This window comes from Haloferax volcanii DS2 (genome assembly GCF_000025685.1).
GTDB classification, from domain to species: domain Archaea; phylum Halobacteriota; class Halobacteria; order Halobacteriales; family Haloferacaceae; genus Haloferax; species Haloferax volcanii.
The window spans coordinates 947,952-966,320 of sequence record NC_013967.1 but is presented as its reverse complement, the minus strand read 5'-3'; the positions used below and the strand labels follow the sequence as shown (position 1 = coordinate 966,320).

Here is an 18,369-nt window from a genome sequence, read left to right as displayed (position 1 = left end):
CAGCCCCCGTTCTGCGCCGAAAACTCGACCCTGTCACGCCGTCGCGCCCCCGACTGCGAACCCGAACACGGAAGAACCCGGCGCTCGGTACGTTAGTCCACGGATGAAATTGCGGGTCGATTACAGAGCCAGCCTGCGTCTCGTGGGGACCGTCCTGAAGTATCTCGCGGTCCCTCTTTGTTTCCCGCTCGTGGTCGCGCTGTACTACGGCGAGTCGGTGCTCCCGTTCGTCGTCACGATGGCCGTGACGGTCCTCGTCGGCACGGGGCTCGAACGGCTCGCCGACGACCCCGACATCGGGGCCCGAGAGGGCTTTCTGATGGTCGCGCTGACGTGGCTAGCGGTCACGATAGTCGGCGCGATACCGTTTCTCATCGAGGCCCACGGCATCCCCTTCGTCGCGTCGCCCATCCACCCCGAATCGACCCTCGGCAACCCGGTGAACGCGCTGTTCGAGACGATGAGCGGCTTCACCACGACCGGGGCGACGGTGCTCGGCGACATCTCGTTCGACTCGCACACCCGCGGCATCATGATGTGGCGACAGCTCACCCAGTGGCTCGGCGGGATGGGTATCGTCGTCCTCGCGGTCGCCATCCTCCCCGAACTCTCCGTCGGCGGCGCACAGCTGATGGACGCCGAAGCGCCCGGTCCCGGTATCGAGAAGCTCACGCCGCGCATCGCCGAGACGGCCCGCGCGCTCTGGGGCGCGTACCTCGGTCTCACCGTCCTCGAAATCGTCCTCCTCTACGGGCTCAACGTCACCGGCCACGCCCAGAACATGGGGGTGTACAACGCCATCGCCCACGGGCTGACGACGATGCCGACCGGTGGGTTCTCGCCGGAGGCCCGCAGCATCGAGGCGTTTTCGGCGGCCGCGCAGTGGGTCGTTATCCCCTTCATGGTCGCCGCCGGGACCAACTTCGCGCTGTTTTGGCACGTCCTCACCGGCGACCCGAAGCGGCTGTTCCGCGACACCGAGTTCAAGTCCTACCTCGGCGTCATCGGCGTCGTCTCGGCCATCCTCGCGGGAATCCTGTTCCTCGGTGACGGGCTGATGTCCGTCGCGCCCGCGGGCGAGACGTACGACCAACTCTACCTCGAAGGCATCCGCACGGCCATCATCGGCAACGTCGAACCCGCGGTTCGCCAGTCGGTGTTTCAGGTCGTCTCCATCGTCACGACGACCGGCTACGCCAGCATCGACTTCAACGCGTGGAGCGCGCCGGCGCAGTACGTCCTGCTGTTCGCGATGTTCATCGGCGGCTCCGGGGGGTCGACCGGCGGCGCGGTGAAAATCGTCCGCTGGTACGTCATCGTGAAATCGCTCCGCCGAGAGCTGTTCACGACGGCTCACCCCGAGGCGGTCCGCCCCGTCAGGCTCGCGGGCCGCGCGGTCGACGAGCGGGCCATCCGCGGCATCTACGCCTTCACGCTCCTGTATCTCGTGTTGTTTTTCGTGTCGACCGGCCTGCTCCACCTCGACGCCGCACGTATCGGCTTCGACGTGAGCATCCTCGAAACCATGAGCGCCGTCGCCGCGACCCTCGGGAACGTCGGCCCGGGCTTCGGCGTCGTCGGCCCGATGGGGAGCTATCTCGACTTCTCCAACGGCTCGAAGCTGTACATGGTGCTTCTCATGTGGGTGGGCAGGCTGGAGATTCTGCCCGTGTTGGTCATCTTCACGCCGGAGTACTGGCGGCGGTAACGCCGAAAAAACCGCGTCCGCTTTTGCTCAGGGGTTCAGCCCGTAGATTGCCGACCGGGCGAACACCAACACCGGGATGATTTCGAGGCGGCCGACCCACATGTTAAAGAGGAACATCGTCTCCGCCCACGGATTCATCCACGGGCCGGTGATGCCCGTCGAGATGCCGACGTTCCCCTGCGCGGACGCGACTTCGAACAGCGCGTCGGCGTAGGTGAACTCCGGCCCGGCGAGGTTCACGAGGAGGACGCTCGACCCGACGAGCAGCAGCACCCAGAGCATCGAGACGATGGCCGCTTCGGAGAACTCGCGGTCCATCTCGGTCCGCGAGAGCCGGCGGCCGTTCATCTCGATATTGACGATCGCGCTCTCGGGGAGGAAGACGCGGGAGAACTGCCAGCGGATGCCGCGGGAGATGGTGTAGCCGCGGATGATTTTGATGCCGCCGACGGTCGACCCGGCGGCCCCGCCGAGGGTCATCGCCCCCGACAGCAGAATCTTCCCGCCGTCTGACCACGCGCCGAGCGGCGCGGCCTGAAAGCCGGTGCAGGTGAGCGCGCTCACCCAGTGGAACGCGGCGTCGCGGACGGCGTCCGACTCCGGTCCGCCGGCGACGCCGGCGAGTCCGAAGTAGTCCGCGGTCTCGACGAACGCCGACCCCGCGGTCGCCGGGAGGCTGACGAGGTTCTGGACGGCGAGCGCAACCGCGCCGACCGCGAAGAGGACGAGGAGCCAGCGCGTCTGGAGGTCGCCCCAGAGGCGGTCGACGTCGCGGTTCTTCAGGATGGCGTAGTGGACGGGGAAGGCGATTGCCCCCAGCGCCATGATGGGGAGCAGCACCGTCTCGATGAGCGGCGAGTCGTACGTGCCGATGGAGCCGTCGGTGACGGCGAATCCGCCGGTCGAAAGCCCCGTCATCGCGTGATTGAGCGCCTGCCACGCGACCTCCCACAGCGGGAGCGTCGCCCCGTAGTCGCTGGCGCGGATGGCGACGAAGAGGACGACCACCGACAGGAGCGTGTAGCCGACGAAAATCTTCCAGACCGTCCGGACCGTCGAGACGACGCTCGGGTGAATCTTCTCCTCTCTGGCCTCGCCGCGGTACAGCGCGTAGCTCCCGCTTCCGGGCCGCGAGAGGATGGAGACGGTGAGGACGATGACGCCCACGCCGCCGACCCACTGGATGAGCGAGCGCCACCACTGAATCGTCCGGGGAAGCGACGGCTCGTGGATGCCCATCGTCAGCCCGCTTCCGGTCCAGCCGCTCATGCTCTCGAACAGGGCGTGCAACGGGTCGCGGAAGTAGACGAGACTCGACTGGGCGTAGTCGACGCCGGCGGGCACGAGCGCCGTGAAGACGCCCTGCGGGGCGAAGTGCGCCGTGAGGAAGAAGGGAAGCGACCCGAAGGCGGCCGTGGCGAACCAGCCCGCGGCGGCGATTATCATCCCGTGTTTCATCCGGGGCGCGGGGGCGTCCGCGAACGCCTTTCGCGCGCCTAGCCCGACGAACGCCGTCGCGCCCCCGGCGGCGAGGAACGCGAGCGCGGCGTACCACTCGCGGAAGCCGACCGCGACGAGGACCGAGGCGGTCATCAGGGCCGACTCCATGGCGAGGAGCGACCCCACGTCGCGGCCGATGACCGCGAGGTCGGCGGGCCACCCCGAGACGGTCCGTCCGCGGCGGGGCATCAGTGGTCCTCGTAGTGGCCGAACACGTCAGTCACCTCGGGCGTCGCGCCCTTCGCGGAGTAGACCGTCAGGAGATCGCCCGCGCCGATGGCGGTGTTCCCGCGGGGCGTCACGGGGTCGTCGTCGCCCTCGCGCTCGACGGCGACGATGAGCGTGTCGCCGTCGAGGAGGTTCTCTTGGGCCGCCTCCTGAATCGTCATCCCGGTTATCGGCGCGTCCTCGTCGACGCGGATTTCGAACACCTCGGCGTGCTCACCGATGCGCATGTAGTCGACGATAGAGGGGCGCTTGACCGCGCGGTAGAGGTACTCCGCGATGAGCCGCTGGGGGTTCTCCATCGTGTTGACGCCGATTTGGCGGTAGAGGCTCATGTGCTCGGGGTTGTGGACGACCGAGACGATGTCGGGGATGTCGAGTTCCTTCGCCAACAGACAGACCATGATGTTGGTCGCGTCCTTGTCGGTCGTCGTGATGATGGCGTCGGCGCGGTCCGCGCCGGCCTCGTCGAGCGTCTGTTTGACCGTGGCGTCGTCGTTGAGGACGAGACAGTCGAACGTCGCGGCGGCCGCCTCGGCCTTCGCCTCGTCGCGCTCGACGACGACGACCTCGTTGCCGCCCTCGGTAGCGATTTCGATGAGCGGCGTGCCGATGTTGCCCGCGCCGACGACGATGATGTACATGACGTTCCGGCGTGGGCGTGGGGCGGTGGAAAAACTATCGGCATCGCGTTCCGTCGCTCGAAAACGGACGACAGGAGCGCTATCCTACTGCTTCGGAACGAAGCGCCCGAGAAACGCTCCGCGACCGACTCAGTTCTCGACCGCGGACGCGGCGCGGACGATGGTCTCCTCGCCGAACTTGGGGCCGATGAGTTGGAGGCCGACCGGGAGGCCGTCGGTCTCGCCCGCCGGGACCGAGATGGCGGGGAGGTTCGCGAGGTTCACCGGCACGGTGTTCGCGTCTGCGAGGTACATCTGGAGCGGGTCGTCGAGGCTCTCGCCGAGTTCGAACGGCGGGACGGGCATCGTCGGCGACGCGACCACGTCGACGTCCTCGAACGCCTCGTCGAAGTCCTGTTTGACCCACGCGCGGGCGTCCTGGGCCTTCGCGTAGTACTTGTCGTGGTAGCCCGCCGAGAGGGCGTACGTACCGAGGAGGATGCGGCGTTTGACCTCGGAGCCGAAGCCGTCCTCGCGGGCGCGGGCGAACGCCTCGTTCCAGTTGCCGTCGTAGCCGCCGGATTTGCCGTAGCGGACGCCGTCGAAGCGAGCGAGGTTCGACGACGCCTCGGACATGGCGATGACGTAGTAGGCGGCGACGGCCTTCTCGACCGAGGGCATACTGACCTCGCGGTACTCAGCGCCCTGGGCTTCGAGTTCGTCGAGCGCGGCCCAGAACGCCTCCTCGACGCCCTCGTCCGCGCCCTCGACGAACTCGGTGGGGACGCCGATAGTGAGTCCTTCGACGTCGCCGTCGGCGGCCGCGGCGTAGTTCGAGTCGGTACCGGCGTCGCGGGTCGTGCCGTCTCGGTCGTCGGGGCCGGCGATGACGTCGAGGAGCGCGGCGGCGCCCTCGACGGTCGGCGCGATTGGGCCAATCTGTTCGAGGGAGTTCGCGTAGGCGACGAGGCCGTAGCGCGAGACGAGGCCGTAGGTGGGCTTGATGCCGACGACGCCGCAGAACGCGGCGGGACAGCGGATGGAGCCGCCCGTGTCGGTGCCGAGCGCGAGGTCGGCCTCGCCGGCGGCGACGGCGGCCGCGGAGCCACCGGAGGAGCCGCCGGGGACGCGGGACTCGTCGACGGGGTTCTTCGTCGGGCCGAACGCGGAGGTCTCGGTCGTCGTTCCCATGCCGAACTCGTCCATGTTGGCCTTGCCGACGATGGTCGCGCCGGCGTCCTTCAGGAGTTCGACGACGGTCGCGTCGTACGGCGGGACGTAGTCTTCGAGCATCGCGGAGCCGCAGGTCGTCCGCAGCCCCTCCGTGGAGATGTTGTCCTTGACGGCGACGGACTTGCCCGCGAGCGGGCCGTCGTCGGAGCCGTCGAGCGTCTCTTTCGTGATGAAGGCGTTCAGCGACATCTACGACACCCGCGGGCCTTTGAAGAAGCCGTCTTCGGTCTCTGCGGCGTTCGACAGCGCCTCCTCTTGGGTGAGGCCGTCGCGGACCTCGTCGGGGCGCATCACGTTCACCAGTTCGTCCTCGCGGTCGACTTCGGGGACCTCGTCGAGGGCGTCGAAGTAGCCGAGGATGTCCGCGAACCGCGCCGCGAACTCCTCGACCTCGTCCTCGTCGAGGTCGACCCGCGCCAACTCGGCGACGTGTCGAACCTCGTCGGCGTCGACGGGCGTATCGCTCATGTATCGGAGGAAACGGAGACCGGGAGTAAGAGTTTCGGTGTGGGTCGTTTCGTCCGGTCCCCGGCGCGAGTCAGCCCGGGCGAGACCACCGGCGAGGCGGCCGGGGCCGACCGTGCGGACCCGGGCCATTCCGTCCTCCTGTCGCCGTCAGATATAAGTAACGAGGGTCAATACGAATAGACGGAGAACGACCGTTCCCAGTTGCTTCTCTCGCACACAATGACAGAAAGTGTCCGACGTTTCACGACCGGCAACGCGCGCGTGCGCAACGAGAATACGAAAGATACCGAGCAGACCGACACCGAGCGGGAGCAGACGCCCACGTGCCCCGAATGCGGCTCGGAGAGCCTCGTCTCCGACACCGAACACGGTGAGACGGTCTGCGACGACTGTGGGCTCGTCGTCGAGGAAGACGAGATCGACCACGGCCCCGAGTGGCGCGCGTTCAACTCCTCGGAGAAAGACGAGAAATCCCGCGTCGGCGCGCCCACGACGAACATGATGCACGACAAGGGGCTGTCGACCAACATCGGTTGGCAGAACAAAGACGCCTACGGGCGCTCGCTGTCGTCCCGCCAGCGCGAGAAGATGCAACGGCTTCGCACGTGGAACGAGCGATTCCGCACCCGCGACTCCAAGGAGCGCAACCTCAAGCAGGCGCTCGGTGAAATCGACCGCATGGCCTCGGCGCTCGGCCTTCCGGACAACGTCCGCGAGACCGCCTCGGTCATCTATCGCCGCGCGCTCGACGACGACCTGCTGCCCGGTCGCTCCATCGAGGGCGTCGCCACGTCGGCGCTGTACGCCGCCGCACGGATGGCCGGCACCCCGCGCTCGCTCGACGAGATTACGAGCGTCTCGCGCGTCGAGAAGGACGAAATCGCCCGCACCTACCGCTACGTCGTCCGCGAACTCTCGCTCGAAATCAAGCCCGCCGACCCCGAGCAGTACGTCCCGCGGTTCGCCAGTGACCTCGGCCTCTCCGACGAGTCCGAGCGGCGCGCCCGACAGCTCTTGAAGAACGCCAAAGAACAGGGAGTCCACTCGGGCAAGTCGCCGGTCGGCCTCGCCGCCGCCGCCGTCTACGCGGCCTCGCTTCTCACCAACGAGAAGGTGACGCAAAACGAGGTCTCCGAGGTCGCCAACATCTCCGAGGTCACCATCCGCAACCGCTACCACGAACTCCTCGAAGCCGAAGAGCAGGTCCAACTGCCCTAACCCGGCCGGGCCGCTCGGTTCGCGCCGCCGCGTCTCGCTCCGTTTCGCTTCGTTTCGTCTCGTTTCGCAACAGCCATGCCGCTCGCTCCGGAGCCACAGCCATGGAGACGACGCGACACTTCACCTCGACCGTGTACATCGTCAACGACGGCGCGGTGGCCCTCCACCGACACGAGCGCCTCGGCATCCGCATCCCGCCGGGCGGCCACGTCGACCGCGACGAACTCCCTCACGAGGCCGGCCTGCGCGAGGTCCGCGAGGAGACGGGGCTCGACCCGGAACTCGTCGACGACACGCCGTCGGTCCCCGCGCCCGCCGGCCGGGCGCTCCCGCAGCCCCGTCAGCAGATGCTCTACGACATCAACGTCCACGGCGACGGCTCGGTCGGCCACCAGCACATCGACCACGTCTTCTACGCACGGGTGGACGCCCGCGACATCGACCCCGCGCCGGGCGAGGCAGACCCCGAGGTCTGGGCGTGGTACGACGAGTCCGACCTCCGCGAGAGCGATATCGACCCCGACACGGTGCAGTTCGCGCTGGAGGCTATCGAGGCCGTGCGCGCCGACGAGCGAGAGAGATAGCGGGGACCCCGCGACTTCGACCTACTCCACGAGCGATTCGACGTACTGCTGGACGTGGTTCTCCATCCGCCGCTTGAACCCCGCCTGCCGCGCGAGCCGGTCGAGTTCGCGCGAGGCGTAGGTGCCGTACTGGACCGCCTTCTTGTCCGCTTCCGCGACCGACTCGGGGAGCACGCCGCTCGCGGCCTCCCTGAGCGCGACCTTCCGCCGGTCGCCGTCCACGAGGAACTCTTCGGGGAGCGGGAGCGCAGCCGAGACAACCCGGTCGTGGAGGAGCGGCGCGACGGGGTCGACCCCGGCGGCGCGGAGCACGAGCAGGTCGCGTTCGAGCTGGTCGGGGAGCGTGAGAATCATCTCGCGGGCGGCCCCGCGGACGGTGTCGGCCTCGACGCGCGGGTCGTCGGGGGCTTTCTGGACTTTGGCGTAGCCGCCGAACAGTTCGTCCGCGCCCTGTCCGACCGCGAGACGGTCGTAACCGTCCGCGGCGACTCGCTCTGCGAGCAGGTACAGGGGCAGAACGATTTGCACGTCCATCGGGGTCGTTCGGCCGAGCGCGGCGACGATTTCCGGGACGGCGCGTTCGAGCGCCTCGTGGGTGAGTTCGACCACGGTGAGGTCGCGGTCCATCGCGGCGGCGGCCTCGCGGGCGGCGGCCACGTCGTGAGAGCCCTCGAAACCGGCGACGTAACAGGGGGCGTCGGGGACGCCGGCCGCGACGACCGCCGAATCGACGCCGCCGGAGAAGGCCACGGCGAGGCCGTCGTCGTCCACCGACCGGACCGATTCGAAGACCGCGTCGCGGACGCGGTCGAGCGCGGCGTCGCGGTCGGTGGCGGCCGGCGGGTCGGGAAGCGACCAGACGCGTTCGTCGTCGCCGGCGGCTTCACCGGCCGTCTGGCGGGCGCGGCCCGCGGGGACGGCGACCGGGTCGTCGAGGTCGCGGTGGTCGAACGACCACTTCGCGGGGTCGGCGCGCTCGGAGAAGAGCGGCTGGCGACCGAGCACGTCTCGGACGAGTCGGCCGTCGAGTTCGCCCGCGAAGCCCGCAGTTCCGGGAAGCGGGTCGCGCTCGGCGAGGGCGCGCCGGACGAGGTCGGGAGACGCGCCGCGCATCAGAACAGGTCCGTCAGAGCGTGTTTCAGGCGTCGGGTCGCGCCGCCCGCGGCCTGCCGGAACGAGATGCGCCACGGGGTCTTGTTGCCGACGACGCTGGTTCGCCCGTCGGCGACGGCCGAGAGGATGGCGTCGGCGCTTCGGGTGTCGGTGCCGACCTCGGTGACTGCCTGTCCGACCATCTCCGCGATGTGGGCGTCGCTCCCGGCGGTCATCGGGAGGTTCCGGCGCTTGGCGAACCGCTCGGCGCGCTGGTTTGCGATGCCGGTGAGGAGCCGCGAGTTGTAGATTTCGATGGCGTCGGCGCTGGCGAGCTGCGCGCTGGAGATGTGCGGGGCGACGCCGTGGCGCGACTTCTGAAACGGGTGCGGGATGACGGCGATGCCGCCCGCGTCGCGGATGCGGTCGAGCGTCTCGTCGTACGACAGTCCCGCGGGAATCAGCTCCTCGACGCCCAAGGCGAGGACGTGGCCCGCGGCGCAGGTGACCTCCATCCCCGGGATGCCGACCAGCCCGTAGTCGGCCGCGAGCTCCGCGGCTTCGAGGCTGGCGTCTATCTCGTCGTGGTCGGTCACGGCGAGGGCGTCCAAGCCGACCGCGACCGCCTGTTCAAGGAGGTACTCGATTGGGTCCCGCCCGTCGTAGGACAGAGACGAATGCGAGTGCAACTCGACCGATAACACATCGTCTCCTAACGATGGAGGCTAAAAAAGCGCCCCGGTCCCGGTGTGATTGGCGTGTGGACCTCACGCACGGTGGTCGACGGGCGTTCGGGGCGACCCGAGCCGGTCCGGGACGGTCCGAGTCGCCGCCGTACACGCCCGCCTGAGTCGGATGCGGACGACGACGGCGACTCCGACCATGTTTTGGGCACGTTCATGCACATAGAAAGGATTTACAATGTGCGTTCTGACCATACCAGTGAATGACGCTTTCCGACGCGGACCGCGACCTCGTCGTCGCCGAGCTCGGTCGAGACCCGACGCCGGCCGAGGAGATACTCTTCGAAAACCTCTGGAGCGAACACTGCGCCTACCGGTCGTCTCGCCCGCTTCTGTCGGCGTTCGACTCGGAGGGCGATCAGGTCGTCATCGGCCCCGGTGACGACGCGGCGGTCGTCGCTCTGGACGACGACACCTACATCACGCTCGGTATCGAGAGCCACAACCACCCCTCCTACGTCGACCCCTACGACGGCGCGGCCACGGGCGTCGGCGGCATCGTCCGCGACACCCTCTCGATGGGCGCGTACCCCATCGCGCTGGCCGACTGCCTCTACTTCGGCGACTTCGACCGCGAGCACTCGCGGTACCTCCTCGACGGCGTCGTCGAGGGCATCGCCGACTACGGCAACGCCATCGGCGTCCCGACCGTGACCGGGTCGACCTCGTTCCACGAGAACTACGAGGGCAATCCGCTCGTCAACGTCGCCTGCGTCGGCCTCCTGTCAGCCGACCGCCTCGTCACGGCCGAAGCGCAGAAGGCCGGCAACAAACTCGTTCTCGTCGGCAGTTCGACCGGCCGCGACGGTCTCGGCGGCGCGTCCTTCGCCAGCGAGGACCTCGCGGAGGACGCCGAAACCGAAGACCGGCCCGCGGTGCAGGTCGGCGACCCCTACACGGAGAAACTGCTCATCGAGTGCAACGAGGCGCTCATCGACGAGGACCTCGTCGAGTCCGCCCGCGACCTCGGGGCCGCCGGTCTCGGCGGCGCGTCCTCCGAACTCGTCGCCAAGGGCGGTTTCGGCGCGGAAATCGGCCTCGAGAAGGTCCACCAGCGCGAGCCGAACATGAACGCCTTCGAGATTCTCCTCTCGGAGTCCCAAGAGCGCATGTGCTACGAGGTGACCCCCGAGAACGTCGAGCGCGTGCAGGAACTCGCCGCGCGCTTCGACCTCGGCAGCGCCGTCATCGGCGAGGTCGCCGAGGGCAACTACGTCTGCACCTTCGACGGCGAACCCGTCGTCGACGTGCCCCCGGAGTTCCTCGCCGAGGGCGCGCCGATGAACGACCTCGACTCGGTCGACCCCGAAGCCGCGGCGCGCGACCTGCCCGCGTTCGACCTCGAAGACGCGTTCGAAGCGGTCGTCTCCGACCCCAACACGGCGTCGAAGCGCTGGGTCTACCGACAGTACGACCACGAGGTCGGCCTGCGGACCGCCCGCCGCCCCGGCGACGACGCGGCGCTCCTCGACGTACCCGAGGCCGACACGAAACTCGCGTTCACCGGCGGCGCGGACCCCAACTGGACGAGCGCCGCGCCCTACGACGGCGCGCGCGCCGTCGCCTTCGAGAACGCGACCAACCTCGCCGCGAAGGGCGCGTCGCCCCTCGCGACCGTCGACTGTCTCAACGGCGGCAACCCCGAGAAACCCGACGTGTACGGCGGCTTCAAGGGCATCGTCGACGGCCTCGCCGACATGTGCCGGGCGCTTTCGGTCCCGGTCGTCGGCGGCAACGTCTCGCTGTACAACGACTCAGTCTCCGGCCCGATTCCGCCGACGCCGACGCTGGCGATGGTCGGCAAGGCCGACGGTTCCTCGCCCGGCCTCTCGCTTTCGGGCGAGGGCGACCTGTTCCTCGTCGGCCACTCCGGCGGGGCACTCGGCGGCTCGGCGGTCCTCGAACACGCCGGCGGCTCCGACGCCTTCCCGGCGCTCCCCGAGGACGCCGACGCCGCGACGGCGGTCGAGACGATTCAGGCCGTCGCCGCGGACGACTCCACGGTCGCGGTCCACGACGTGAGCCACGGCGGCCTCGCGGTCGCGCTGGCCGAGATGGTCACAGACGAGGTCGGCGCGGACGTGTCCGTCGACGACTACGTCTCGCTGTTCGAGGAGACGCCCGGTCGCGTCGTCGTCGAGACGACCGACGAGGCCGCGCTCCGCGACCTCGCGGGCGACGTGCCCGTGGTCGAACTCGGAACGACGACCGACGACGCGACGCTCTCGGTCGCGGTCGACGGCGACGAGGCCGCCTACGACGCGGCCGACATCGCCGACCTGCGCGACGTGTTGGCTCGCGAACTCGACTGAACCGAAAGCTAAACTGAAAGGGCGCGGTGCCGCGTCACGCCGCTTCCGTTACGGTTCGAGGACGACTTTCCCGCTGCTCTTTCTGGCTTCGATGTACTCGTGGGCCGCCGCGGCGTCTTCGAGGGCGAACGTCTCGCCGACGACCACGTCGAGTTCGCCCGCGGCGAGCAGTTCGGATAGTTCCGGCACCGCGCCGAGAATCGACTCGGGGCGCTGCTGCATGGCGCTTCCGAGGTGGAAGCCGATGACCGACTTGTTCTCGAACAGCAGGCGCGTCGGGTCCGCCTCGGCCGCGTCGCCGGACGCCGCCCCGTAGGTGACGAGTCGGCCGAAGTCGGCGAGGGCGTCCAGACTGCGCCGGAACGTCTCGCCGCCGACGCCGTCGAGGACGAGGTCGACGCCCGCGCCGTCGGTCTCGTCGGCGACGACCTCGCGGAAGTCCTCCTCAGTGTACTGGATGCCGTGGTCGAGACCGAGGTCGGCCGCGAGGTCGAGTTTCGCCTCGGTGCTGGCCGTGCCGAACGTCTCGACGCCGGCGTGGGAGGCGAGTTGGACCGCCGCGGTGCCGACGCCGCCGGCGGCCGCCTGAATCAGCACGCGCTCGTCGCCGTCGAGGTCGCCCCACTCGTGGAGGCAGTTGTAGGCGGTGAGGAACTGGACGGGGAAGCCGGCGGCCTCGGCGAACGACATCGACTCGGGCACGTCGAACAGCGTCGGGGCCGGCGTGGTGACGGACTCGGCGTACGCCCCGCCGCCGGTCATTGCGACGACGCGTTCACCGACCTCGCGGTCGACGCCCTCGCCCACCGCGTCGATGGTCCCCGCGGCCTCCATCCCCGGCGTGTACGGCGGTTCCGGGCCGTCTCGGTAGGTCCCGCGCCGCTGCATGATGTCTGCGAAGTTGATGCCGGCGGCCTCGACGTCGATGCGGACCTCGCCCGGGGCCGGTTCGGGCGTCTCGGTCTCGCGCAGTTCGAGGCTGTCGGTGCTCCCGTACTCGGTGACGACGATAGATTTCACACCGGCCGTAGCCGCGGGGGCTTGAAAAGGGGAGAGAACGCGGAAGTTCGTGCGGATTGCCGGTTTTGAGCGGTTTCGAACGGTTCTGGGCGCGCTTACGCGAGCGCCAGCGGGATGCCGAACGTGACGACGAGGCCGACGACGAAGACGAGGACGCCGGTCGTGACCTGACTCATCGAGAACTCCTGCATCGGGGAGGTGACGCGGCCGTCTTGTTCGTCTTCGTGGTGGTCGTCGTGTCCGTGGTCGTGGTCGTCGCTCATACGCGGGGCGACGGGTTCGCGGTACAAAAACGCACCTAACCATCGTCCGCGAGCCCAACCACTGCATCGCTTGCGACCGGTCTCGCGGGCGGGCGTCGCCCCGGGCGGTTCAGGACCGATATAGATACAGCACGACCAGGAACACGAGCGCGAGCGGGAGGAACGGAATCGCGGCGTCGAGCGGGACCAGAAGCGCCACTATCGCGGCCATCACCACGAACTCGACGACCACCAGCAGGCTGAGTAGCTCGGCTGAATCCGCCATCGTTCGAACTGGAACCCGCGTCGTGGTTCTCACGGACGGGACATCAAGGTGGCTCTGCCGCGGGGGACGGCGAGGGAACCGGCTCAGTCTCGCGGTCACCGGGCGACTCGGCGAGGTGGTCGGAATTCCGCCCACCACCTGCCGTAGTCGAAACGGTGAAACGGCTCTTTCGCCAACGATTCGGTAGCGAATGCTCACGAAGCGCATCATCCCCTGTATCGACGTCGACCTCGACGAGGACGGGAACCCCGCGGTCTACACCGGCGTCAACTTCGAGGACCTGAAGTACACGGGCGACCCGGTCGAGATGGCCAAACTGTACAACGAGGCGGGCGCGGACGAGTTCGTCTTCCTCGACATCACCGCCTCCGCGGAGGGGCGCGAGACGATGCTCGACACCGTCTCGAAGGTCGCAGACGAGGTATTCATCCCGCTGACCGTCGGCGGCGGCATCCGCACCCGCGACGACATCAAAGAGACGCTCCGCGCCGGCGCGGACAAGGTCTCTATCAACACCGCGGCGCTCCAGAACCCCGACCTCATCGAGGAGGGCGCGCGCTCCTTCGGCAGTCAGTGTATCGTCATCTCGGTGGACGCCCGCCGGCGCTTCGACGAGGCGGGCGAGCACTACGCCGAGGTCGACGGCGAGTCCTGCTGGTTCGAGTGCACCGTCAAGGGCGGCCGCGAGGGAACCGGCGTCGACGTGGTCGAGTGGGCCAACGAGGCCGAGTCCCGCGGCGCGGGCGAACTGTTCATCAACTCCATCGACGCCGACGGCACGAAAGACGGCTACGACATCCCGCTGACGAAGGCCGTCTGCGACAGCGTCTCGACGCCCGTCATCGCCTCCTCCGGCTGCGGCGGCCCCGAGGACATGTGCGAGGTGTTCACCGAGGCCGGCGCGGACGCCGGGCTCGCCGCCTCCATCTTCCACTTCGACGAGTACACGATTCGGGACGTCAAGGAGTACCTCGACGAGCGCGACGTGCCGGTTCGACTGTAAGCCCCGCCTCCACAGCCGTTCTTTTCCGCCTCTTTTCGTCTCTCTTTTCGCGTCCCGTCCCGACCCGTCCGCCGGTCGTGCGTCCCCCGCGCAGTCGAAACCAATCTTAACCCGCCGCCGCGTCGTATCTCGACCCGAGATGACAGACGACGCGTGGCTCGACGCCCTCCGCACGCACCGCGAACAGAAGGACCGCTATCTCGCTGGGGACCGCAACTCTCCGGTTCCGCCGGACCAGCGGGAGGTTTTCGACGGCCTCGACTACTTCGACCCCGACCCCGACCTCCGGTTCGAACTCGAACTCCGGGAATACGACGACCCCGAGCGCATCACCATCGGCACCTCGACCGACGGCGAGCGCGAGTACCTCGCGTGGGCGCGCTTCGAGTTCGAGGTCCACGGCGAGTCGTACGCGCTCGACGCCTACCGCGCCGACGCCGACGAGGGCCGCCTGTGGGTTCCGTTCCGCGACGAGACGAACGCCGAGGAGACGTACGGAGCGGGTCGCTACCTCGACCTCGAAGCCGCGGACCGGACCGACGACGGGCGCTGGGTGGTCGACTTCAACTACGCGTACAACCCGTTTTGCGCCTACTCTCCGCGCTACGAGTGCCCGCTGGTTCCGATGGAAAACTGGCTCGAAGTCCGCATCGAGGCCGGCGAGAAGGACTACGAAGGGCCGGGCGGCGGCGGTGAGTAACCGAAGCCGAGAACTGAGAGACGCGCCGCTCGCGGCCGGAAGAAACGAGAGAGAACCCGCAGATTACGCGTCGATACCGGCGCGGTAGGCGTCGGTGAAGTCGTCGGCGGTGCGCTGGACGCCGCGGGCGGCCTCCGCGAGCGCGTCGAGGGGGTCGACGCCGGACTCCGTCTTGATGGAGAGGACGGGGTCCGTCTGTCCGCCGGACTGTTCGGGGTTCACGTCGTAGGTCGCGGCCGTGACGGTGTCGGTCTGGAGGAGTTCGCCCTTCAGGACGTTCATGAAGGTGTGGTCCTCGCCGCCGATTTCGATGCGGAGTTCCTCGTCGGTCTTGTCGATGACCCGCAGTTCCATGGCTCTCCGTTCCCTCCAGCGGCGTTTTAACGTTTCGTCTCGGGAACCGCGACCAGTTCGTCGAAGTCCGGGTCCGCGTCGAGGAGTTCGTACCGCCCTCTGTCGTCCGGGGGCGCGACGACGCCCTCGGCGACGAGGTGATCGAGGTGGGCGAACGCCTCGCCGGGGCCGTGGAGGATGTGGATGGCTTCGAGGTCGCCGAACAGGCGCGCGCTCACGGTCCACGCGTCGGCCGGGCCGTGATCGTCGAGGACGGAGACGACGCGCTCGGTGCGCTCGCGGTGGTGCTCCGCGATGACGCGCGCCCGGCCGGCGGGGTCGGAGATGGGGTCGCGGTGGCCGGGCCACGCCCGCTCGAAGTCGAGGGCCGCGAGGCGCGCGAGGCTGTCGAGATAGGTTTCGAGGGGGCGGTCGACCCGCAGGTCAGCGCCGCCGACGTTCGGGGTGTACTTCGGGAGAATCGCGTCGCCGACGAACGCCTCGCGACCCGCGCCGGGCTCGCCGTCGAAGGCGAAGGCGCTCAGGCCGGCGGCGTGGCCGGGGAGGTGGACGACTTCGAGTTCGCCGTCGCCGGCGGCGATGCGGTCGCCGTCCTCGACGGGCGTCACGTCGACGCGGTCGCCCCGGAGGTCGTCGTGGCCGTCGAGGAACGCGGTCACTTCGGCGAGCGGTTCGTCGGGGATACGCCACTCGTCGAAGCGGCGCTCGCGAATCGAGCGCTCGGCCGCGACCGCGTCGGGGTCGCCCGCGACGATGCCCGCGTCGTCGGCGTGGACGTAGACCGGTGCGCCGCTTTCGGCCTGGAGTTCGCCCGCCAGTCCGGCGTGGTCGGCGTGCCAGTGGGTGAGGACGATGGCGTCGAGGTCCGCAACCCCGTACCCGGCCGCGTCGAGTCCCTCGCGGAGGTCGCGGCGGACCGAGTCGGTCGCCACGCCGGCGTCGACCAGCGTCGGTCGGTCGCCGGGGAGGAGATAGGCGTTGTTGAGGCCCTCGAAGACGGTGTTACCGAGCCGTATCCGTTCCATGCGGCCACCTGACCGCCGAGGTGCATGATTATTCCGAATGGTCGCGGGGACGCGGCGTCCCGCGGTTTGTCGCGCGCTCGCCGGCACGCGGTCGGTCACCGACTCGATTCGCCGGGCGAACGCCCGGTACATTCAAAAGCCGGCGTCGCATCGAATCGCACGTCGAATGCCGGTGGACTTCTACGAACTCCTCGGGGTCGAACGCGACGCCGAGACGGCGGAGATAAAGCAGGCCTTTCGTCAGCGCGCTCGGGAGTACCACCCCGACGTCAACGACGACGAGCGAGCCACGGCGCAGTTTACCGTCGTCCGGAAGGCCTACGAAGTCCTCACCGACGACGCCGAGCGCGCCGACTACGACCGGATGGGCCACGGGACGTACGTCGAAAAGCGCCTCGACGGCCTGACGAAGTTCAGATACCCCGGCAAGGCCGACGAGCAGGCCGGGTCCAGCGGCTCTGGAAGCGCCGACGCCGGCGGGCGGTCAGGTTCGTCGGGGTCCTCGACCGGCCGGTCGTCCTCGTCCACGTCGTCCTCCTCGTCTTCTTCCGGTCGGTCGTCCTCCTCGTCTTCTTCCGGTCGGTCGTCCGGGCGCGCGTCGTCTTCGTCTTCGACCGCGAGTTCGTCGCGGTCGGGTCGGTCGCGCCACTCGGGGTCGGCTTCCTCGTCGCGCGCCTCCGGGTCGTCGTCGCGGACTACGGGCGCATCGCAGTCGTCGGCCGCGAGCGGGGCGTCGCGCGGCCGCACCCGAAACACGCAGTCCAGTCGAACGGGGACGAACGGCCGGTTCGAACGCGAACGCGACGGCTCCGAGTCGGCGTCCGCGTCAGCGTCCGGGGGGACGAACCCGCTTTGGTTCGGCTGGGGCGTCTCGCTCGGCGCGCTGCTGGCGTATCTCGGCGGCTTGGCGTGGCACCTCTCGGGCGACGGCGCGGGGTTCGTGACCGCGCTCGCGTCGCTCGACACCGCCGCGCCCGCCGCGGCGCTTCTCGCGTCGTCGCCGCTGTCGGTGCCGAGCGTCGCCGCTTTGCAGACCGCGGCGGCGACGCCGACGGTGGTCGTCCTCCCGGTCGCGGCGGCGCTCCTCGCGGTTTCGGTCGCCGGAGTCATCGCCCGGTTCGGCCACGCGTGGACAACGTGGGTCTACGCGCTCGCGGCGGCCGTCCCGCTGGCGCTCGTGGTGGCCGGCGCGGTCGGCGTCGGCCGCCCCGTCGCGGTCGACCTCCTCGGCTTCGTCGTCTGCCCGCTTCTCGGGGCCGGCGGGTTCGTCGTCGACGCCGGGTGGTATCTCTTCGCCTCGCGGTAGCTGGCGCGGTGCGGGGCGTCCCGGCAGGCGGCCGCCTCGGAAGTCGCGGCGTGCGGGCCGCCCTCGCCCACGATTTTTGTCGCCCGCGACCGACTCCTCCGCGGCCTCGCCCGCTCCGACCTCGACCCCGGCGCTATCGACCGGGTGCTCGTGACCCATTTCGACCTCGACCACGTCGGGACGCTCGCCTCGCTCAGCCTCCGCGACGACGTGCCGATTCACCTCGCCGAGCCGGACGCCTCGCACCTGACCGGCGCGTCGAAGCCGTCGCCTCGCTCGCTGAAAGGCGTCGCACAGCGCGCGCTCGCGGCGTTCGTCGAGCGACCGACGAACCCCGTGGATGTCGTCCGCGACGGCGACGAACTCGGCGGCTTCGTCGCGTACCGGACGCCGGGACACACCCCCGGCCACACCGCGTTCGTCCACGAGGACCACGGCGTCGGGTTCGTCGGCGACCAGGTCCGCGAGTCGAACGGGAGCCTCGGGCTGTTGCCGGGATTCATCGCGACCGACGCCGCGGAGAACAGACGGAGCGTCCGCGCGTTCGCGGCGCGCTGCCCGCCGGTCGACGTGGTCGCGGTGGGCCACGGCGAGCCGGTCACTGAGTACGGATACGGCGCGCTCAAGCGACTCGCGGACAAGCTCTAATCGGAGCGCGGTCGCTTTCGGAGCGCGATTCTCCGTGACGAGACGTCGAACTATCGCTCGTGTCTGAGTTAAGAGCGGG

At 69.1% G+C, this 18,369-nt stretch carries 18 protein-coding genes and 1 pseudogene; 8 read left to right on the top strand and 11 right to left on the bottom strand.

The features are described 5' to 3' along the window. The first annotated feature begins 103 nt into the window (after positions 1 to 103). The gene (locus tag HVO_RS09770) at positions 104 to 1,708 is read left to right on the top strand and encodes a TrkH family potassium uptake protein (protein ID WP_013035428.1); all 1,605 of its coding nucleotides are present in this window, start codon (positions 104 to 106) and stop codon (positions 1,706 to 1,708) included. 27 nt (positions 1,709 to 1,735) lie between these two features. Here the strand turns inward: HVO_RS09770 and HVO_RS09765 are convergent, their stop codons facing one another. The 4 genes from HVO_RS09765 to gatC form a co-directional block, all read right to left on the bottom strand. After that, positions 1,736 to 3,397: a TrkH family potassium uptake protein gene (locus HVO_RS09765; RefSeq protein WP_004043885.1), complete on the bottom strand. Its 1,662-nt coding sequence runs from the start codon at positions 3,395 to 3,397 to the stop codon at positions 1,736 to 1,738. Continuing rightward, positions 3,397 to 4,077, bottom strand: a complete 681-nt coding sequence (locus HVO_RS09760; protein WP_004043886.1) for a potassium channel family protein — start codon at positions 4,075 to 4,077, stop codon at positions 3,397 to 3,399. The genes HVO_RS09765 and HVO_RS09760 overlap by 1 nt, the downstream gene beginning before the upstream one ends. A gap of 129 nt (positions 4,078 to 4,206) precedes the next feature. Then, positions 4,207 to 5,478, bottom strand: coding sequence for an Asp-tRNA(Asn)/Glu-tRNA(Gln) amidotransferase subunit GatA (gene gatA / locus HVO_RS09755; protein WP_004043887.1), 1,272 nt, complete (start codon positions 5,476 to 5,478; stop codon positions 4,207 to 4,209). Then, positions 5,479 to 5,757, bottom strand: coding sequence for an Asp-tRNA(Asn)/Glu-tRNA(Gln) amidotransferase subunit GatC (gene gatC, locus HVO_RS09750; protein WP_004043888.1), 279 nt, complete (start codon positions 5,755 to 5,757; stop codon positions 5,479 to 5,481). A gap of 261 nt (positions 5,758 to 6,018) precedes the next feature. Here gatC and HVO_RS09745 point away from each other — a divergent pair, with 261 nt between their 5' ends. Both HVO_RS09745 and HVO_RS09740 read left to right on the top strand, forming a co-directional pair. Next, positions 6,019 to 6,975: a transcription initiation factor IIB gene (locus tag HVO_RS09745; protein WP_004043889.1), complete on the top strand. Its 957-nt coding sequence runs from the start codon at positions 6,019 to 6,021 to the stop codon at positions 6,973 to 6,975. Positions 6,976 to 7,076: 101 nt separating this feature from the next. Beyond that, positions 7,077 to 7,559 (top strand): NUDIX hydrolase, encoded by a 483-nt coding sequence (locus tag HVO_RS09740; protein ID WP_004043890.1) that lies wholly within the window; start codon positions 7,077 to 7,079, stop codon positions 7,557 to 7,559. Positions 7,560 to 7,580: 21 nt separating this feature from the next. Here HVO_RS09740 and HVO_RS09735 read toward each other — a convergent pair whose 3' ends face one another. Beyond that, positions 7,581 to 8,672 (bottom strand): asparagine synthase C-terminal domain-containing protein, encoded by a 1,092-nt coding sequence (locus HVO_RS09735; RefSeq protein ID WP_004043891.1) that lies wholly within the window; start codon positions 8,670 to 8,672, stop codon positions 7,581 to 7,583. After that, positions 8,672 to 9,355, bottom strand: coding sequence for a PHP domain-containing protein (locus HVO_RS09730; protein WP_004043892.1), 684 nt, complete (start codon positions 9,353 to 9,355; stop codon positions 8,672 to 8,674). The genes HVO_RS09735 and HVO_RS09730 overlap by 1 nt, the downstream gene beginning before the upstream one ends. 242 nt (positions 9,356 to 9,597) lie before the next feature. On the opposite strand from HVO_RS09730, the gene purL reads away from it, so the two are divergent. Continuing rightward, positions 9,598 to 11,706 carry a phosphoribosylformylglycinamidine synthase subunit PurL gene (purL, locus tag HVO_RS09725; RefSeq protein ID WP_004043893.1) on the top strand — a complete coding sequence of 703 codons (2,109 nt, stop codon included), beginning with the start codon at positions 9,598 to 9,600 and terminating at the stop codon, positions 11,704 to 11,706. Between the two features lie 48 nt (positions 11,707 to 11,754). On the opposite strand, the gene HVO_RS09720 is transcribed toward purL, so the two are convergent. From HVO_RS09720 to HVO_RS20895, 3 genes are all read right to left on the bottom strand, one after another. Continuing rightward, complete coding sequence (locus tag HVO_RS09720; protein WP_004043894.1) at positions 11,755 to 12,726, bottom strand: quinone oxidoreductase family protein; 972 nt, start codon at positions 12,724 to 12,726, stop codon at positions 11,755 to 11,757. Positions 12,727 to 12,821: 95 nt separating this feature from the next. Further along, positions 12,822 to 12,989: a DUF7550 family protein gene (locus tag HVO_RS20900; RefSeq protein ID WP_013035646.1), complete on the bottom strand. Its 168-nt coding sequence runs from the start codon at positions 12,987 to 12,989 to the stop codon at positions 12,822 to 12,824. A gap of 109 nt (positions 12,990 to 13,098) precedes the next feature. Continuing rightward, on the bottom strand, positions 13,099 to 13,254 hold the full coding sequence (locus HVO_RS20895; protein WP_004043896.1) for a hypothetical protein: 156 nt from the start codon (positions 13,252 to 13,254) through the stop codon (positions 13,099 to 13,101). Positions 13,255 to 13,444: 190 nt separating this feature from the next. Here HVO_RS20895 and hisF point away from each other — a divergent pair, with 190 nt between their 5' ends. Beyond that, complete coding sequence (hisF, locus tag HVO_RS09715) at positions 13,445 to 14,257, top strand: imidazole glycerol phosphate synthase subunit HisF (protein ID WP_004043897.1); 813 nt, start codon at positions 13,445 to 13,447, stop codon at positions 14,255 to 14,257. A gap of 139 nt (positions 14,258 to 14,396) precedes the next feature. Further along, positions 14,397 to 14,957: a DUF1684 domain-containing protein gene (locus tag HVO_RS09710; protein WP_004043898.1), complete on the top strand. Its 561-nt coding sequence runs from the start codon at positions 14,397 to 14,399 to the stop codon at positions 14,955 to 14,957. 63 nt (positions 14,958 to 15,020) lie between these two features. On the opposite strand, the gene HVO_RS09705 is transcribed toward HVO_RS09710, so the two are convergent. Together HVO_RS09705 and HVO_RS09700 are read right to left on the bottom strand one after the other, a co-directional pair. Then, complete coding sequence (locus HVO_RS09705) at positions 15,021 to 15,311, bottom strand: DNA-directed RNA polymerase subunit L (RefSeq protein ID WP_004043899.1); 291 nt, start codon at positions 15,309 to 15,311, stop codon at positions 15,021 to 15,023. A 26-nt stretch (positions 15,312 to 15,337) separates the two neighbouring features. Beyond that, the gene (locus HVO_RS09700; protein WP_004043900.1) at positions 15,338 to 16,336 is read right to left on the bottom strand and encodes an MBL fold metallo-hydrolase; all 999 of its coding nucleotides are present in this window, start codon (positions 16,334 to 16,336) and stop codon (positions 15,338 to 15,340) included. Positions 16,337 to 16,502: 166 nt separating this feature from the next. Here HVO_RS09700 and HVO_RS09695 point away from each other — a divergent pair, with 166 nt between their 5' ends. Together HVO_RS09695 and HVO_RS09690 are read left to right on the top strand one after the other, a co-directional pair. After that, a complete protein-coding gene (locus HVO_RS09695) occupies positions 16,503 to 17,642 on the top strand; it encodes a J domain-containing protein (RefSeq protein WP_013035480.1) in 1,140 nt (379 codons plus the stop codon). Positions 17,643 to 17,726: 84 nt separating this feature from the next. Next, positions 17,727 to 18,290 (top strand): annotated as a pseudogene (locus HVO_RS09690) (MBL fold metallo-hydrolase); the annotation flags it as partial. Positions 18,291 to 18,369: the final 79 nt, after the last annotated feature.

Bases quoted from the DNA above. Each gene is read 5' to 3' on its own strand.
- HVO_RS09770 (WP_013035428.1), top strand. From the start codon at position 104: ATGAAATTGCGGGTCGATTACAGAGCCAGCCTGCGTCTCGTGGGGACC.
- HVO_RS09765 (WP_004043885.1), bottom strand. From the start codon at position 3,397: ATGCCCCGCCGCGGACGGACCGTCTCGGGGTGGCCCGCCGACCTCGCG.
- HVO_RS09760 (WP_004043886.1), bottom strand. From the start codon at position 4,077: ATGTACATCATCGTCGTCGGCGCGGGCAACATCGGCACGCCGCTCATC.
- gatA (WP_004043887.1), bottom strand. From the start codon at position 5,478: ATGTCGCTGAACGCCTTCATCACGAAAGAGACGCTCGACGGCTCCGAC.
- gatC (WP_004043888.1), bottom strand. From the start codon at position 5,757: ATGAGCGATACGCCCGTCGACGCCGACGAGGTTCGACACGTCGCCGAG.
- HVO_RS09740 (WP_004043890.1), top strand. From the start codon at position 7,077: ATGGAGACGACGCGACACTTCACCTCGACCGTGTACATCGTCAACGAC.
- HVO_RS09735 (WP_004043891.1), bottom strand. From the start codon at position 8,672: ATGCGCGGCGCGTCTCCCGACCTCGTCCGGCGCGCCCTCGCCGAGCGC.
- purL (WP_004043893.1), top strand. From the start codon at position 9,598: ATGACGCTTTCCGACGCGGACCGCGACCTCGTCGTCGCCGAGCTCGGT.
- HVO_RS20900 (WP_013035646.1), bottom strand. From the start codon at position 12,989: ATGAGCGACGACCACGACCACGGACACGACGACCACCACGAAGACGAA.
- HVO_RS20895 (WP_004043896.1), bottom strand. From the start codon at position 13,254: ATGGCGGATTCAGCCGAGCTACTCAGCCTGCTGGTGGTCGTCGAGTTC.
- hisF (WP_004043897.1), top strand. From the start codon at position 13,445: ATGCTCACGAAGCGCATCATCCCCTGTATCGACGTCGACCTCGACGAG.
- HVO_RS09710 (WP_004043898.1), top strand. From the start codon at position 14,397: ATGACAGACGACGCGTGGCTCGACGCCCTCCGCACGCACCGCGAACAG.
- HVO_RS09705 (WP_004043899.1), bottom strand. From the start codon at position 15,311: ATGGAACTGCGGGTCATCGACAAGACCGACGAGGAACTCCGCATCGAA.
- HVO_RS09700 (WP_004043900.1), bottom strand. From the start codon at position 16,336: ATGGAACGGATACGGCTCGGTAACACCGTCTTCGAGGGCCTCAACAAC.
- HVO_RS09695 (WP_013035480.1), top strand. From the start codon at position 16,503: ATGCCGGTGGACTTCTACGAACTCCTCGGGGTCGAACGCGACGCCGAG.